Genomic DNA, 16,129 nt, shown 5'->3' with positions numbered 1-16,129 from the left:
CTGATTAAGCGTCCGCATGTCAAACAACATGAAAAATATTGAATTTGAAAAGCCGTCCTATTCAGAATGGCAAGATGCAGCAATCAAAGCTTTAAAGGGAAAACCATTCGAGTCTCTTTTAACGAAAACAAATGAGGGTGTTACGTTAGAACCTCTTTACACGCAAGAAAGTTTAGTAGCAAAACTAGGAGATGAGCTAGATAAACAAGTTGCCACAATCCGTTCCCTACAAAATAGCGAAGTATTTCGTGTGGCACAGCAAGTGTATGCAGAAACAAGTGAAGCATTCTTTGCACAGCTTGATGATAGCTTAGCCCGTGGTAATGAGGTAGTAACAGTTGATAGTCGTGTAAACTTTGAATGGACCGAAGAAATAGTGGCACAATTAGCAACTTATTTCTCTGAATATTCGTTTAAAATGACGGTAAAAAATGAAAATGACCCATTATTGGCAGTATTCGACAACATCCCGACTGAACAACGTAAAGATGTAAACGGCTTCATTTTTTCTAACAATCCAATCAAGCTAGTAGGATTGCCAAATGTACGCACGTTAAGTGCAGACACAGTCGTTTTTCATAATGAAGGCGCCAATGCTGTGCAAGAATTAGCATACGCACTTGCTATTGCAGCAAAATATGCAGAGCAAGAAGAAAGCTTTGAAGCTTTTGCACAAAAATTTTATGTTTCATTTGCCATTGATACGCAATTCTTCACAGAAATCGCTAAACTGCGTGCTTTTAAAGTACTTTGGAAAGCGTTCTCATCAGCTTATGGTGTGACAGAAAACGTGAAAATTCCAACGCTTGCTGAAACGTCACTTCGAAGCTTCTCGAAATTGGATGTTTACGTAAATTTACTTCGCGCTGCAAATGAAGCACTTTCTGGATTAATTGGCGGAGCGGACGTCTTTACAGTTCACCCACATGATGCATTAACGAAACCGACAGAACAATCTGTACGTATTGCTCGCAATGTATCTTTAGTATTAAAAGAAGAAACAAATGTGTTAAAAATAACAGATCCCGCTGGTGGTTCATACTTTATTGAATCATTAACAGCAGATTTCGTAAAAGAAGCTTGGGCATTATTTTTAGAAATTGAGGCTGCTGGCGGTATCGACGCTTATACTGCATCAGGTAAATTAGCTGAAGAGTTAGAAGCATCTTACCAAGCGCGCATTAAAGCTGCACAAACACGCAAACAATCAGTTATTGGTACTAACATTTATGCAAATCCTGCAGATGTACTTGATAGCGAAACAAACCCACTATTTGCAAATATTAAGCGCATTACGATACCGTTCGAGCAACTGCGTTCACAAATGACTGCAGCCAATGTAAAAACGGGCATCCTAGCATTAGGTTCACTAAAAAGCTCAAAACCTCGAGCTGATTTTGTGTCTGGTTTCTTAAACACTGTTGGTCTTGTACCAGAAAAAAGCGAACCAGCTGCATCAGCTGAGGAAGCGCTTGCTTGGTTAAAAGCAACAGACGCAAAATATGTTGTAATCGCAGGTAATGATGATGCTACAAAAGAAATGATTCCAGCGATTTTAGCTGAAAAACCAGCACACGTTATTGTCGACGTTGCAGGTAAATTTAAAGACGAAGAAGAAGCTTGGTTAGCAAATGGCTTAAACGGCTTTATTTTCGCAGGACAGAACATCATTGAAAAATTAAATTCGGTGTTCGCTAGCATGAAGGAGGTCCAACGATGAGCAAGCCAAATTTTAGTGCGATTGAAATCGAAAAAGTATTAACATCTGAAGCTCCTGCTGCTTCAGATGAAAAATTCCTGACAAATGAAGGTATTGAAATTAAAGATATATACACAAAAGATGATATTAAAGATGTAAAACACTTAGATGATGTTGCTGGTATTGCACCAAATACACGTGGACCATACCCTACTATGTATGTAGCTCGTCCTTGGACAGTTCGTCAGTATGCAGGATTCTCCACTGCTGAAGAATCTAATGCGTTTTACAAACGAAACCTTGCAATGGGTCAAAAAGGTCTTTCAGTAGCCTTTGACTTAGCAACACACCGTGGCTATGATTCTGATCACCCTCGCGTAACAGGTGATGTTGGTAAAGCAGGGGTAGCGATTGACTCAGTAGAAGATATGAAAATTTTATTTGATCAAATTCCTTTAGATCAAATGTCTGTGTCAATGACGATGAATGGCGCTGTACTACCGGTACTTGCGTTCTATATCGTTGCAGCTGAAGAACAAGGCGTAACACCAGAACAGCTTGCTGGTACTATCCAAAATGATATTTTAAAGGAATACATGGTACGTAACACTTATATTTATCCACCAGCAATGTCGATGAAAATTATTGCAGACATCTTTGAATTTACGGCTAAATTCATGCCGAAATTTAACTCTATTTCTATCTCGGGCTACCATATTCAAGAAGCGGGTGCTACAAATGACATCGAGCTTGCTTATACATTAGCGGACGGTCTTGAATATGTTCGTACTGGTTTAAAAGCTGGTATTGATATCGATGCCTTTGCACCACGTTTATCATTCTTCTGGGCTATCGGTATGAACTATTATATGGAAGTTGCGAAAATGCGTGCTGCTCGTCGTATTTGGGCACAAATGATGTCTACGTTCAATCCGAAGAACCCAAAGACTTTGGCATTACGTACACACTCTCAAACATCTGGATGGTCTTTAACAGAGCAAGACCCATTCAATAATGTAACGCGTACATTAATCGAGGCGAATGCTTCATCTATGGGGCATACGCAATCTCTTCATACGAACGCACTGGACGAAGCAATTGCATTACCAACTGACTTCTCTGCACGTATTGCACGTAATACGCAACTATTCCTACAAGAAGAAACGGCTATGACAAAAGTGATTGACCCATGGGGTGGCTCGTATTATGTTGAGAAATTAACAGATGAAATTACAAAATCTGCATGGACGTTAATCGAAGAAATTGAAGAACTTGGTGGTATGGCAAAAGCAATTGAAACGGGTCTTCCAAAAATGAAGGTTGAAGAAGCTGCGGCTAAACGTCAAGCAAAAATCGACTCTAAAACTGAAACAATTGTAGGCGTGAACAAATATCGTCTAGAAAAAGAAGAACCTATCGACATTCTTGACATCGACAACACACTTGTTCGTCAAAAACAAATTGAGCGTTTAGATGCGATGAAAGCATCTCGTGACGAGGCAGAAGTTCAAAAACATCTTGCTCGCTTAACGAAAGCGGCACAAGATGGTGAAGAAAACTTACTTGCAGTAGCGGTAGATGCTGCTCGTGCTCGTGCATCACTTGGAGAAATCTCTGATGCAATCGAAGTAGTTTCTGGTCGTCATAAAGCAATCATTCGCTCAATCTCAGGTGTCTATTCTGCAAACTTCTCTGATGAAGAGCAAATTACAGAAGTAAAAAATATGACAGATGAGTTCCTTGAAAATGAAGGTCGTCGTCCACGTATTTTAGTTGCAAAAATGGGACAAGATGGGCATGATCGCGGCGCTAAAGTTATTGCAACAGGCTATGCTGACTTAGGCTTTGACGTAGATATTTCACCACTATTCATGACACCAGAAGAAACAGCGCAAATGGCAGTTGAAAATGACGTACATTGTATCGGCGTATCATCACTAGCAGCAGGTCATAAAACATTAGTACCTGCGTTAGTTTCTGAGCTGACAAAGTTAGGTCGTGAAGATATTATCATTATCGTTGGCGGCGTTATTCCGGCACAAGATTATGATTTCCTTTATGAAGCAGGGGCAGTAGCCATCTTTGGTCCTGGTACAGTTATACCTGTTTCAGCAATTAAAATTATTGAGGAAATTTATAAACGTTTAGGTTACGAGGAAGTGTCTAAATAATGGACAAAAACAAAGAGATGCAGGAAAGTGCTCTATTTGTTATGGATGGCGTGGAGGCATCTCACGATGGTATGCAATATGGCGTACCAAAGAAATTCCGAAAGAAAAAAGCCGACAAACTTGATATACAGGAGCTTGCACGAAATGTCCGTGCGGGCTCACGTGTACAACTGTCAAAAGCAATTACGCTCATTGAAAGCTCAAATATGACACATAAGGTACAAGCTCAAGAGCTATTACAGGAGCTTTTACCGCATACAGGCAACAGCGTCCGTATTGGTATTACGGGAGTACCAGGGGCAGGGAAAAGCTCTTTCATTGAAGCTTTCGGAACGATGTTATGTGAGATGGGTAAAAAAGTAGCAGTGCTTGCAATAGACCCGAGTTCTTCTTTATCAGGGGGCAGCATTTTAGGTGATAAAACACGCATGGAAGAACTAGTGAAAAAGCCTAATGCGTTCGTTCGCCCGTCACCGTCTGCTGGTACCCTGGGGGGTGTCCATAAAAAAACGCGTGAAACGATGCTTGTTTGTGAAGCAGCAGGGTATGATGTGATTTTAATAGAGACTGTTGGTGTTGGGCAAAGTGAAACGTATGTCCGAGGTATGGTTGATTTCTTCTTATTGCTAGTGTTAACAGGTGCAGGAGATGAACTTCAAGGCATGAAAAAGGGCATTATGGAATTAGCGGATGCAATTGTTGTGCATAAGGCTGATGGTGATAATGTGCGTCTAGCGAAAAAAACAGTATCCGAATACAAGCAAATTTTGCATTTCCTTCAACCTGCAACGCCAGGATGGATGTCTACTGCTATGCCAGTTAGTTCGTGGGAAAAAAAAGGACTAGACAAAGTATGGAATACGATCGGTGACTTTAGACAAACTGTGGAAGCGAATGATTACTGGTCCATTCGCCGTCAAAATCAAACGAAAGATTGGTTCCAATCAATGATTACAGATCATCTAATCGATGCATTTTATGGGGATCCAAACCGTAAAGAACAGGTGCAGTTACTAGAGCGCCAAATTCTGAATGGGCAATTGACGGTAACGCAAGGTGTAGATCGTTTATTTAGCGATGAGCAAGCACAGAAATAATGTACGCTTTTATATGAGCATGTAGGTGCACAAAACTATCACTTACTGCTATGATAGGAGATGTATGAGCGCTATCTAAAGCATACAAAGCTTAAAGATGAGCGCGAAATTGAAAGGAGCTATCGCTTTATGAATATGGATTACGATTTATTTATGCAAGAAATTTTAAAAACAGCACGTGCAGAAATTGAGGCTGCAGGTTATGAGCAATTACGCACACCAGAAGCTGTTGAAGAGGCGTTTGCTCGTCCAGGTATCACATTAGTTATGGTAAATTCAGTATGTGGCTGTGCGGGAGGCATTGCTCGACCAGCAGCAGCTCAATGCGTGCATTACGATAAACGACCAGATCATTTAGTTACTGTATTTGCAGGTCAAGATAAAGAAGCTACAGCAGCTGCTCGTTATCACTTCGGTGAAGACCACCTACCATCTTCTCCATCATTTGTTCTTTTAAAAGATGGACAAGTAGTAGCAGAAGTTGGTCGTTATGAAATTGAAGGCCATGATCCAATGTCAGTAGTGACAAACTTACAAGCAAATTTTGAAGAATATTGTGAAGAGCTTTAATATTTTTCAATAATCTCCATACCTATGCATGGTGAGATAAAAATAGGGTTTAGCTTTTATTTATTTGGCTAGAGTGACTTGTGCACTTTAGTCAAATCCTTTTGGAATTTTTGTAATATTGGCTAAATAAATGTCTTGCTAACTAAAAATTTTTACTAGATAAGATAAGCTTCTAATGAATAACTATTCGTTATGAAAGTTGCAGGATGGGAGGCAGTCGACTTGAAGAAATTTTCAATCGGCTATCGTACATTAAAAACAGCAATCGGGGCAGCTATTGCCATTGCGATTGCGCAGTATTTTGAATTGGCTTCTTATGCTTCAGCTGGTATTCTAACGATCCTATGTGTGCAGCCAACAAAGAAAAAATCACTTCATGCTGCTTATACCCGCTTTGTCGCAAGCATAGTTGGTATGCTGTATGCATTTTTGAGCTTTGAGTTATTTTCTTATCACCCGCTAACTTTGGCAGGAATGCTTGTATTGTTTATACCGACTATTGTGTCGTTAAAGGTAGCAGATGGCTTTGTATCAAGTGCGGTCATTATTATGCATATATACGCTGCTAAGGGCTTTTCGTTAGCACTTGTTACTAATGAGTTTGCTTTGATGGCTATAGGTTATGGTACTGGAATAGCGATAAATATGTATATGCCGGACATTCAAAAGGAATTAAATTACTATAGAGTTAAAATAGAGGAACTATACAGCAAGATTTTTCTGGAAATTGCCAGCTATTTAAGACAAGGCGATACATTGTGGGATGGGCAGGAAATTATTCAAGCTATCAAAACGTTGAATGATGCCAAATCATTAGCTTTTAAAGATGTTGAAAATCATTTTACTCGAAGACAAAATGATTACTATGTATATTTTGATATGCGTGAACAACAGCTTGAAATAATTGAACGAGTACTCCCGAAAATAACTGCACTACCTGTTATAGTACAAGAGGCTGAAATCGTTGCGGACTTCCTACAAGATCTTGGAGAGCATGTCCATTCAGGAAATACTGCAGGTCATTTTAGGGAGAAATTAGAGCTAGCAAAGAGAGATTTTGCCGAATTACCGTTACCGACAAATCATCAAGAGTTTATTGCTCAGGCTGCGCTCTATCAATTCATTGAAGAAATGGATCGTTATTTAGAGATAAAGCAATCATTCAAGGGTTTAAAGGTAAAAGGAAAGCGCCCACAGTAGTGTGGACGCTTCGCACTTTCTTAAACTAGCATTGATAAACCAAATGCAAGAGATGAGATTATCATAATTGCAATCATAGTATAAACAACGATTTTCTGAAATTTTTTATTACTCATATGCTCGTTCGCTCCTTCTTTTCTTATAAATAGTTTAGCAAATCTGAAAAATTTCTCAAGTAGTAGAGTTTTGACAAAAAAATCTGTAAAATAGGGTATGTACCATAACAGAAGGAGATGTCACCATGGAGAAAGTAGACCATATTGGGATTGCAGTGCGCGATCTTGATGAACGCATTACATATTATACAGAAACTTTAGGTTTAAAGTTACTGAAAGTGGAAGAGGTTGAATCTCAGCAAGTTCGTGTTGCATTTATTGACGCTGGCAACGTGAAACTAGAATTACTAGAACCGATGAGCGAAAAAAGTACTATTCACGGATTCATCGAAAAGCGTGGCGAAGGTATTCACCATGTTGCTTTCGGTGTAACAGGAATTCGTGAGCGTATGGCAGAACTTCGTGAAAAAGGTGTGCGCCTTTTATCAGAAGAGCCAGGACCAGGTGCTGGTGGTGCGGAGGTTGCTTTCTTGCATCCTAAATCATCTTTCGGTGTGCTATATGAATTATGTGATAAAAGTGGAAAAGGGGAAAAGTGATTAGTATGGATATGTTCGATAAAATTAATGACTTATATGATCGTAAGACGGTAATTGAGCTTGGCGGTGGCTATGAACGCATCGAAAAGCAACATGAAAAAGGTAAGCTAACTGCTCGTGAGCGTATTGAATTATTACTAGACGAAGGTACGTTTTTCGAAATTAACCCATTCATTACACACCGTACAGTAGATTTCGGGATGGACAAAATGGAAGGCCCTGGCGACGGCGTAGTAACGGGTTTTGGTAAAATTAACGGACGTCCAGTTTACTTATTCTCTCAAGATTTCACTGTATTTGGTGGAGCACTTGGTGAAATGCACGCTAAAAAAATGGCGACAGTAATGGATCTTGCTGCTAAAAATGGCACGCCGTTCATCGGCATTAACGATTCAGGCGGCGCACGTATTCAAGAGGGTGTACTTTCTCTAGACGGTTACGGACATATCTTCTACCGTAATGCGATTTACTCTGGTGTTATTCCGCAAATCTCAGTAATTATGGGACCTTGTGCAGGTGGAGCAGTTTATTCTCCAGCTATCACAGACTTTATCCTAATGGTTGATAAAACATCTCAAATGTTCATTACTGGACCAAAAGTTATTGAAACAGTAACAGGTGAAAAAATCTCTGCTGAAGACCTTGGTGGCTCTAAAGTGAATAATGCAGTAAGTGGTAACGCTCACTTCCGTGCACCATCTGAAGAAGCAGCCATTGATCAAATTAAACAATTATTAGGTTACTTACCACAAAACAATAAAGAAAAAGCACCTCGTCAAGCACGTCCTGAAGGTGACGATTACCGTCCAGAAATCGTGGATACTGTTCCAATCGAAACAACTCGCCCATACGATGTGCGTAAAGTAGTGGAACAAGTAGTAGACGAAGGTTCATTCATGGAAGTTCACTCTGAATTTGCGAAAAATGTAGTAGTAGGCTTTGCGCGTATTGCAGGTGAATCAGTAGGGCTTGTATGTAACCAACCTAAAGTTTTAGCTGGTGGTCTTGATATCGATTCTTCTGATAAAGCAGCTCGCTTCATCCGTACTTGTGATGCGTACAATGTACCAATTATCACATTTGAAGACGTTTCTGGATTCTTCCCAGGCGTAAAACAAGAGCATGGTGGAATTATCCGTCATGGTGCTAAAATTCTTTATGCATATTCAGAAGCAACTGTACCAAAAATTACAGTAATTTTACGTAAAGCATATGGTGGTGCTTACGTTGCACTTAACTCTAAATCAATTGGCGCTGACCTAGTGTTCTCTTGGCCAAATGCTGAAATTGCGGTAATGGGTGCAGCGGGTGCTGCAAATATTATCTTCGCGCGTGAAATTGCAAAGTCTGAAGATCCAGAAGCAACGCGTGCTGCGAAAATTGAAGAGTACAAAGAGAAGTTTGCCAATCCATACGTGGCAGCATCTCGTGGTATGGTGGATGATGTTATCGATCCACGCGATACACGTATTAAACTTATCCAAGCATTAGATATGCTGTCAAACAAACACGAAACACGTCCAGAGAAAAAACACGGAAACATTCCGCTATAATAATGGACAAACCCAGTAGCCATTTGGTTGCTGGGTTTTTGTATGAATAATAAAACAATAGTCAAAAAAAGAAATTTATAAAATGGCAGATAATTGAAACATTTCTTTCGCTCATCCGTACAAATACAAAAGAGGAGTTGAGATGAATGGAATGGCAACATTTACAGACTGAGCAGGAAAAACTTCAAGGACAGCTAAGAAATGCTAATCGATTAAGAGAGCAAAGGTTTTTAATTGAAGGACAAATCGAGCATGCACAGCAGGAAATTAATAAGCATTCTATTGAACACAATCAAATTCGTATGAAACTTGATAAGCTAGAGGGTTTTTCGTTTATGAATATGTTTCGTACATGGACTGGACAACAAGATGAGTTGCGTGCAGAGAAAGTCGATAAGGCAGCCATTTTGGAATTGAAAATCAATGAAGCGAAAAAAATGCTGAAAGACTTAACTATTGATTTTGAGCAAGTTAATCAAAAGCTCAAGCAAATTAATGAAAAACAACTTCAAGAAGCATTAGACATACTACATATAAAAAAGAAAAACTATCTCCAATTACATGAACCCGAAGTCGCTCAGAAAATAGAACAGCTTGCAAATGAAGAGCTTATAACGAAGCAGTTAATTTCCGAAATAAAAGAAGCGGAGGATGCGGGTGACATTGCGCTTACTAAACTTGGGCAGGCGGCTGCATCACTGCACTCAGCGAGTGGATATTCGACATGGGATACGTTTTTTGGCGGTGGGCTTATCGCCACACATTTAAAGCATGATGCGCTTGATAAAACCGAAAGCTACCTTCATAATGCACAAATTGCTTTGCAACGATTTCATAATGAATTACTTGATGTACAGGATATGTCTACTAAATCTTTGCAAGTTGAAACAGATGGCTTCGTAAAATTTGCAGATTATTTCTTTGATGATATTTTTTCAGCTTGGTCAGTCCATTCAAAAATTTCTACGGCAAGAGAACAAGTATCACGTGTACAGGATGATGTACATAATACAATTAGACGTTTACAGGAAAAACATAATAGAGCACTTGAATATTTGGAAGTACTACAAACAGAAAAGAAAGTGATTTTACAACTATAAAAAAGCTTGTGGAAAGAGTGACGTATACTCTTTTCACAGGCTTTTAGTGATTTATCATACAAATTAAAGAAGTTACTACTAGCGTATTATTCCAACTCTTCAGTCAATGTGCTAAACTAATACATATATTATGACGTGAAAAACACGTAAATCAAGGGAGTTTTACAACATGACAAGTCGTTTAGTAGAAGAGTTTTTTGAGCTCGTACAAATCGATTCAGAGACAAAACACGAACAGCTTATTGCACCAGTTCTAATTGAAAAATTAACAGCACTTGGTTTTTCTGTAGTGCAAGATGATGCACATACTCGTAATGGTCACGGTGCTGGAAATATTATCGCGACATTAAAAGGTTCTTTAAATATAGAGCCAATCTATTTCACTTCCCATATGGATACGGTTGTACCAGGAAAAGGTATTAAACCTTCTCTTCGTGAAGATGGCTATATCGTTTCTGACGGCACAACGATTTTAGGTGCTGACGATAAAGCGGGTCTAGCTGCTATGTTTGAAATGGCAAAACGTTTAAAAGAGCAACAAATTCAACACGGTGACATCCAGTTCATCATTACTGCAGGAGAAGAGAGTGGTCTAGTAGGAGCGAAAGAATTGGATCCTACTGCTATTATCGCAAAATACGGCTTTGCAGTTGACAGTGATGGCAAAGTTGGTGGAATCGTGACAGCAGCGCCATTCCAAGCGAAAATTTTCACGAAAATTATCGGTAAAACAGCGCATGCAGGTGTTGCTCCTGAGAAAGGGATATCCGCAATTACTGTTGCTTCAAAATGTATTGCACAAATGAAGCTTGGGCGATTGGATGAAGAAACAACAGCGAATATTGGCCGCTTTGAAGGTGGGCAAGCTACAAACATCGTGTGCGATGAAGTGAATATTTTAGCAGAAGCACGTTCAATTGATAAGACGAAGCTAGATGCCCAAACAAAGCATATGCAAGATACGTTTGAGCAAGTTGCAGCTTCAATGGGTGCACATGCTGAAGTAGAAGTAAAACTAATGTATCCAGGCTTCCGTGTAACAGAGTCGGATAAAGTCGTACAAATAGCTATGGCGGCAGCGAGTAATATTGACAGAACACCTCAATTAGGTATCTCTGGTGGCGGCTCTGATGCTAATATTATTGCAGGTTTTGGTATCCCTACGGTGAACCTATCAGTGGGGTATGAAGATATTCATACAACAAATGAAAAGATTCCTGTAGAAGAATTAGAAAAGCTGGCAGATTTGTTAGTTGAAATCGTTAAAGAAACAGCTAAACACGAGCGCTAAAATAGAAGGAAGTGACCTCATGGAAAGTGTAAAAGCAGTAGTATTTGCATGTGGTACAGAGGAATATGCTGTACCGGTGGAGCAAGCAATATCCATTGAAAAATTAGAGCAAGTAACCCCGATCCCGCATTTACCAAATTATTTACTAGGTTTTACTAGAAATCGAGGAGAACTTATTCCGGTATTAGATTTTGAACGTATTCTTTATAACCGTACGTCAAATGCACCGACAGCGCGTGTTATTGTGTTAAATACAGATGTAGTGAACTACGGGCTGCTCGTAACAGAAGCTAGAGAAATTCTCGATTTAGATGAATCTGTTTTAAAGCAAATGGGTCTTGTTAATTATTCTAAAACACGCTATTTTACAGCAGTGGCGAATTTAGAAAATCGTATGATTACTTATGTAGATCCGAAAATACTCGTAAATTCTTTAGAGGGCATTCGAGAAATTATCAATTATTTACACAAAATGCTTGAGAATGAGAAAGAAAACGTAGAAGCCTAATTAATATACGACGAAATGCAGAAAGATTTTAAAAAATCCCCTCCAACTAACAATGTTGGAGGGGTTTTTATTTGAATTAAGAAAGTCGACCACTATAGTCTTCAAACTTAAATTCACGAATTACTTTTATGCCTTCTTCATCGTTATAAGAAACGATAGATGGCAGGTTTACACCGTTAAACATATGATTTTTTACCATTGAGTAGTGCGCCATATCTGTGAAAACAAGGCGATCTCCTGGTTTTAATGGTTCGTCAAATGAGTAATCACCGATAACATCACCAGCAAGGCATGTAAGCCCTCCTAAGCGATACGTGTGTGCTAGCTCATTTGCTTGTCCTGAACCGATAATCATTGGACGGTAGGGCATTTCAAGCACGTCTGGCATATGACAAGTTGCAGAAGTGTCTAAAATAGCTAAGTCCATTCCGTTTTTCTGAATATCTAGAACCGTTGCTACTAGGTAACCTGTATTTAGTGCCACAGCTTCACCAGGCTCTAAATAAACAAGAAGATTGTATTTATCTTGAATATAATTAATGATATTCACTAGTTTTTCAACATCATAATCTTCACGAGTGATATGGTGACCACCGCCGAAGTTTAGCCATTTCATTTGGTGTAAAACATCACCAAATTTTTCTTCGACAACTTCAATGATACGATCTAAAGTATCAGAGTTTTGCTCACACATCGCATGGAAGTGTAAGCCATCAATACCGTCAAGTTGAGATTTGTCGAAGTTTGCTAATGTTGTACCAAGACGAGAGTTCGTATAGCAAGGATCGTATAGTGCTGTTTCAATTTCAGAGTACTCAGGATTTACGCGAATACCACATTCAATTGTTTTACCAGCAGCTTTTACTTTGTCCTTGTATTGAGCCCATTGGTTGAAAGAGTTAAAGACGATGTGATCCACATAGCCAAGAAGCTCGTCCATTTCATGCTCTACGTAAGCAGGTGCATAAACGTGAACTTCTTTACCCATTTTTTCATAACCAAGACGCGCTTCAAATAGAGAGCTTGATGTAATACCAGCTAAGTATTCACCAACTAAAGGGAATGTTGAATGCATTGAAAACCCTTTAAGTGCAAGTAAAATACGACAGCCAGTACGATCTTGAATAGACTTTAAAAGCTCAAGATTTTTTGTTAAAAGTCGTTCATCCACTACATAAGAAGGTGAAGGAACTTTTGTGAAATCAATTGGTTTCATCGGCTATGTTCCTTCGCATCAATCTCAAGGTCAAGTAATTCTGGATTATGACTTTCTTGCCATGGAAGACCCCATTTATTTAAAGCATCCATGTATGGATCTGGATCGAATTCTTCTACGTTCCAAACGCCAGGCTTTTGCCATTGACCGTTCATAACAAGCATTGCACCAATCATTGCTGGTACGCCTGTAGTGTAAGAAATCGCTTGTGAACCAACTTCGTTATAGCATTCTTCGTGGTCACATACGTTATATACGTAGTAAGTTTTTTCCTTGCCATCTTTTAAACCACGGAAAATACAGCCGATATTTGTTTTACCTTTTGTGCGTGGTCCTAGTGATGCCGGATCTGGTAATACTGCTTTTAAGAAGTGGATTGGCTGAATCATTTGACCTTCGAATTCGATTGGTTCAATTGAAGTCATGCCTACATTTTCTAGGACTTTTAAGTGTGTTAAGTATTTTTCAGAGAATGTCATCCAGAATCGAATTTGCTTTAAACCTTTAATGTTTTTAGCAATTGATTCTAATTCTTCATGATACAGCAAGTAAATATCTTTTGGTCCAATTTCCGGTAAGTTGTAAACTTCTTTTTTCTCAAGTGGTGCTGTTTCAATCCACTCGCCTTCTTTCCAGTAACGACCATTCGCTGTAATTTCACGAATGTTGATTTCTGGATTAAAGTTTGTTGCGAAATGATAACCGTGGTCACCAGCGTTGGCATCTACGATATCGATATAGTGGATTTCGTCGAATTCATGTTTTTGAGCATGCGCAGTGAAAACGCCTGTTACGCCTGGATCAAATCCACTACCAAGTAGAGCAGTTAAGCCAGCTTTTTCAAACTTTTCTTTATAAGCCCATTGCCATTTATATTCAAATTTTGCCGTTTCAGGTGGCTCGTAGTTTGCAGTATCCACATAGTGCACACCTGTCGCTAAGCAAGCATCCATAATCGTTAAGTCTTGATAAGGTAACGCTACGTTAATAACAACATCTGGTCCGAAGCTTTTAATAAGCTCGATTAATTCTTCAGTATTGTCAGCGTCTACCTGTGCAGTATGAATCTTTGTTTTTCCGCCGTCTAGTTTTTCTTTTAGAGCGTCACATTTTGAAACAGTTCTGCTTGCGATACAAATTTCCTCAAATACGTCCGAATTCTGAACACACTTGTGTACCACAACACTGGCTACTCCGCCAGCTCCTATAATCAATGCTTTACCCAATTGTCTACCCCCAAGTTCATATAAAGTATTGTCAAACAAGCTGATTATACAGAAAATTGATATACTACTCAATCATTGTTTTTAAATTTCTACAAAAAAATTTTTTTTTCTACATTTATTAGGCACACTCAGGGGGGAATACCTAAATTGTGAGAGTGACTGGCACTGAAATTCACAGCGCTTTGCGTGCGCACGTTTTAAGCCACAACGCTCGCTACGCATGGCTTGATACGTCTTACATTACGTGCGTTCTCGCTAGGTCTTCGTAGATTATTCCTTGGATATTTATAAATTGTTTGAGAATTGTGTGAGTGACTGGCACTTAAACTTGACGCTCTTCGTCCCCCCATAAATAGAAAATAATAATTAGTAACGTACTTAATAATCCCATCACGAGGCCATAGGTGCTGAAGGCCACTTGCACTTGACTTTGCAAAGCATAAATGAAAATGGCTCCTAGTATAAGTAAATTGCCCATTATTAGTAATAACAGATGAAAACGTCGATTCATAGCAAGCCCTCCTAAAATGAAATTTACTAGCCCCAAAGATAAAGAAATTTTACTTCAATTATCTCATAATTCAGAAAAATATCCAATTAATAACTATTATTATGATGAAAAACTAGAAATAAAAAATTAAGACTATCGTATTTACTCTTAAACTAGCCAAATTGCTAATTATTTTGCTTCAATAATCAGCATGTCGGAAACTAAATGTTTTTGAGAAGTAACAATAGGGTGACAATATGTATATTAAAAAAACGGGTTATTCATGCATTGGTTTTCATGATAATTACTGTTTTTCTCTCTAAAGATGGTAAACTACCTATAAGACTTTTCTTTTGGTGAAGGTGAGGATTATATAGTGATAAAACAATTTAATGAACAAGTACAACAAGTAAATGAATTATTTGTAAATGGTCAAGTAAAAGAAAGCTATAATTTGGCTAAAGCATTATTAGTGGATGAAGCATTTGAAGCAGATGCTTCGTTTCCAACTATTCAACAGCATGTGGCACTTTTAGAGGCAAACGGATATGCCAATATGCCAACTCCTAAGGCTGAAAAAATGAAGCAAAGTGTTGAACGTGTTGATGGATCATATCCTGAGCGTGATGTCCTCGCCGCATATATCGGAAGTCAGGATGATGAGCAATTTGGCAAAGTAGTTGATGAACTATTAGCGGGGTCAATTGAAGCGCAGGCGAATGCATACTATACAATGGCTGAATATTTTGTCCTTGCAGAAGATCCTGATAAAGCAATGGTGCAATATGCGGAGGCTATTAAACTACAGCCCAATCTAGCACTTTACTGGGGAGCATTTGCACAATTTATTAACCGTCTGGAAGCGAGCCCATATTTGGCACTTCGTCTCATTGAAGAGGCGATTCAGCTAGATAGTATGAATCCTCGTTGGTACTATATTCAAGGGAATATCTTTTTCCAGCTAGTGGCATCCACAAAAAATTTAAGCTACATACCTGCATTGGAGGAAGCTTGGCAAAAAGCGCAAAAACGTTGCTCTGCTAAGCAAGTTGAGTTAAAGATTGAAATTGCTAAGTCGGAGGATCTACTTGCTCAATGGAAGAAACAGATGTTGTAAGCAGGAAATAATTTTATACGATAAAAACCACTTCAATTTTTATGCAAAGCACGCTATGTATATTTATAAATTGTTTGGGTGACTGGCACTGAACAAGTATGCGTTCTCGCAGGATATTAAGTAGTTTTTTTACGTGAATTTTTATAAATTGTTTGAGTGACTGGCACTTAGTAATGAATAAATATAAAAAAATAAGCTATTTCTGTATTTTTATGCTAGAATATTTATATAAACGG

At 38.8% G+C, this 16,129-nt stretch carries 15 protein-coding genes; 11 read left to right on the top strand and 4 right to left on the bottom strand.

Annotated features, from left to right (window positions below; translation table 11 throughout):
- Positions 1–28: 28 nt before the first annotated feature.
- The 5 genes from ACIP9G_RS03715 (at position 29) to ACIP9G_RS03695 (ending at position 6,737) form a co-directional block, all read left to right on the top strand.
- Positions 29–1,720 carry a methylmalonyl-CoA mutase family protein gene (locus ACIP9G_RS03715; RefSeq protein ID WP_401017460.1) on the top strand — a complete coding sequence of 564 codons (1,692 nt, stop codon included), beginning with the start codon at positions 29–31 and terminating at the stop codon, positions 1,718–1,720.
- Positions 1,717–3,870, top strand: a complete 2,154-nt coding sequence (scpA, locus tag ACIP9G_RS03710) for a methylmalonyl-CoA mutase (protein ID WP_340823889.1) — start codon at positions 1,717–1,719, stop codon at positions 3,868–3,870. The genes ACIP9G_RS03715 and scpA overlap by 4 nt, the downstream gene beginning before the upstream one ends.
- Positions 3,870–4,967: a methylmalonyl Co-A mutase-associated GTPase MeaB gene (meaB, locus tag ACIP9G_RS03705; protein WP_401017459.1), complete on the top strand. Its 1,098-nt coding sequence runs from the start codon at positions 3,870–3,872 to the stop codon at positions 4,965–4,967. The genes scpA and meaB overlap by 1 nt, the downstream gene beginning before the upstream one ends.
- A 129-nt stretch (positions 4,968–5,096) precedes the next feature.
- On the top strand, positions 5,097–5,537 hold the full coding sequence (locus ACIP9G_RS03700) for a BrxA/BrxB family bacilliredoxin (RefSeq protein ID WP_340823892.1): 441 nt from the start codon (positions 5,097–5,099) through the stop codon (positions 5,535–5,537).
- A 192-nt stretch (positions 5,538–5,729) separates the two neighbouring features.
- The gene (locus tag ACIP9G_RS03695) at positions 5,730–6,737 is read left to right on the top strand and encodes an aromatic acid exporter family protein (protein WP_340823894.1); all 1,008 of its coding nucleotides are present in this window, start codon (positions 5,730–5,732) and stop codon (positions 6,735–6,737) included.
- Positions 6,738–6,757: 20 nt separating this feature from the next.
- On the opposite strand, the gene prli42 is transcribed toward ACIP9G_RS03695, so the two are convergent.
- On the bottom strand, positions 6,758–6,853 hold the full coding sequence (gene prli42, locus ACIP9G_RS03690) for a stressosome-associated protein Prli42 (protein WP_340823895.1): 96 nt from the start codon (positions 6,851–6,853) through the stop codon (positions 6,758–6,760).
- Positions 6,854–6,978: 125 nt separating this feature from the next.
- On the opposite strand from prli42, the gene mce reads away from it, so the two are divergent.
- The 5 genes from mce to ACIP9G_RS03665 all read left to right on the top strand — a co-directional run bounded on the left by mce (position 6,979) and on the right by ACIP9G_RS03665 (position 11,844).
- The gene (mce, locus tag ACIP9G_RS03685; RefSeq protein ID WP_340823896.1) at positions 6,979–7,392 is read left to right on the top strand and encodes a methylmalonyl-CoA epimerase; all 414 of its coding nucleotides are present in this window, start codon (positions 6,979–6,981) and stop codon (positions 7,390–7,392) included.
- Between the two features lie 5 nt (positions 7,393–7,397).
- On the top strand, positions 7,398–8,945 hold the full coding sequence (locus ACIP9G_RS03680) for an acyl-CoA carboxylase subunit beta (protein WP_340823898.1): 1,548 nt from the start codon (positions 7,398–7,400) through the stop codon (positions 8,943–8,945).
- Positions 8,946–9,091: 146 nt separating this feature from the next.
- The gene (locus ACIP9G_RS03675) at positions 9,092–10,045 is read left to right on the top strand and encodes a hypothetical protein (RefSeq protein WP_340823899.1); all 954 of its coding nucleotides are present in this window, start codon (positions 9,092–9,094) and stop codon (positions 10,043–10,045) included.
- Between the two features lie 169 nt (positions 10,046–10,214).
- Positions 10,215–11,336, top strand: coding sequence for a M20/M25/M40 family metallo-hydrolase (locus ACIP9G_RS03670; RefSeq protein WP_401017458.1), 1,122 nt, complete (start codon positions 10,215–10,217; stop codon positions 11,334–11,336).
- A gap of 19 nt (positions 11,337–11,355) precedes the next feature.
- Positions 11,356–11,844, top strand: a complete 489-nt coding sequence (locus tag ACIP9G_RS03665) for a chemotaxis protein CheW (protein WP_340823902.1) — start codon at positions 11,356–11,358, stop codon at positions 11,842–11,844.
- A gap of 76 nt (positions 11,845–11,920) precedes the next feature.
- On the opposite strand, the gene nspC is transcribed toward ACIP9G_RS03665, so the two are convergent.
- The 3 genes from nspC to ACIP9G_RS03650 all read right to left on the bottom strand — a co-directional run bounded on the left by nspC (position 11,921) and on the right by ACIP9G_RS03650 (position 14,797).
- Entirely contained in the window at positions 11,921–13,060 is a 1,140-nt protein-coding gene (gene nspC, locus ACIP9G_RS03660; RefSeq protein WP_401017456.1) for a carboxynorspermidine decarboxylase, read from the bottom strand.
- Positions 13,057–14,286: a saccharopine dehydrogenase family protein gene (locus tag ACIP9G_RS03655; RefSeq protein WP_340823905.1), complete on the bottom strand. Its 1,230-nt coding sequence runs from the start codon at positions 14,284–14,286 to the stop codon at positions 13,057–13,059. Before ACIP9G_RS03655 ends, nspC begins: the two co-directional genes overlap by 4 nt.
- Before the next feature lie 322 nt (positions 14,287–14,608).
- A complete protein-coding gene (locus ACIP9G_RS03650) occupies positions 14,609–14,797 on the bottom strand; it encodes a hypothetical protein (RefSeq protein ID WP_340823907.1) in 189 nt (62 codons plus the stop codon).
- Positions 14,798–15,152: 355 nt separating this feature from the next.
- On the opposite strand from ACIP9G_RS03650, the gene ACIP9G_RS03645 reads away from it, so the two are divergent.
- Positions 15,153–15,893: a tetratricopeptide repeat protein gene (locus ACIP9G_RS03645; protein WP_401017453.1), complete on the top strand. Its 741-nt coding sequence runs from the start codon at positions 15,153–15,155 to the stop codon at positions 15,891–15,893.
- Positions 15,894–16,129: the final 236 nt, after the last annotated feature.

Origin of the sequence: Lysinibacillus sp. NPDC093197, assembly GCF_044754025.1 — a bacterium.
Lineage (GTDB): Bacteria > Bacillota > Bacilli > Bacillales_A > Planococcaceae > Lysinibacillus.
The sequence above is the reverse complement of the archived record's forward strand: the minus strand, read 5'-3'. Positions and strand labels throughout refer to the sequence as shown.

Coding starts and splice junctions, on each gene's coding strand:
- nspC (WP_401017456.1), bottom strand. CDS start 13,060: ATGAAACCAATTGATTTCACAAAAGTTCCTTCACCTTCTTATGTAGTG.
- ACIP9G_RS03675 (WP_340823899.1), top strand. CDS start 9,092: ATGGAATGGCAACATTTACAGACTGAGCAGGAAAAACTTCAAGGACAG.
- scpA (WP_340823889.1), top strand. CDS start 1,717: ATGAGCAAGCCAAATTTTAGTGCGATTGAAATCGAAAAAGTATTAACA.
- prli42 (WP_340823895.1), bottom strand. CDS start 6,853: ATGAGTAATAAAAAATTTCAGAAAATCGTTGTTTATACTATGATTGCA.
- ACIP9G_RS03665 (WP_340823902.1), top strand. CDS start 11,356: ATGGAAAGTGTAAAAGCAGTAGTATTTGCATGTGGTACAGAGGAATAT.
- ACIP9G_RS03670 (WP_401017458.1), top strand. CDS start 10,215: ATGACAAGTCGTTTAGTAGAAGAGTTTTTTGAGCTCGTACAAATCGAT.
- meaB (WP_401017459.1), top strand. CDS start 3,870: ATGGACAAAAACAAAGAGATGCAGGAAAGTGCTCTATTTGTTATGGAT.
- ACIP9G_RS03715 (WP_401017460.1), top strand. CDS start 29: ATGAAAAATATTGAATTTGAAAAGCCGTCCTATTCAGAATGGCAAGAT.
- mce (WP_340823896.1), top strand. CDS start 6,979: ATGGAGAAAGTAGACCATATTGGGATTGCAGTGCGCGATCTTGATGAA.
- ACIP9G_RS03700 (WP_340823892.1), top strand. CDS start 5,097: ATGAATATGGATTACGATTTATTTATGCAAGAAATTTTAAAAACAGCA.
- ACIP9G_RS03650 (WP_340823907.1), bottom strand. CDS start 14,797: ATGAATCGACGTTTTCATCTGTTATTACTAATAATGGGCAATTTACTT.
- ACIP9G_RS03695 (WP_340823894.1), top strand. CDS start 5,730: ATGAAAGTTGCAGGATGGGAGGCAGTCGACTTGAAGAAATTTTCAATC.
- ACIP9G_RS03680 (WP_340823898.1), top strand. CDS start 7,398: ATGGATATGTTCGATAAAATTAATGACTTATATGATCGTAAGACGGTA.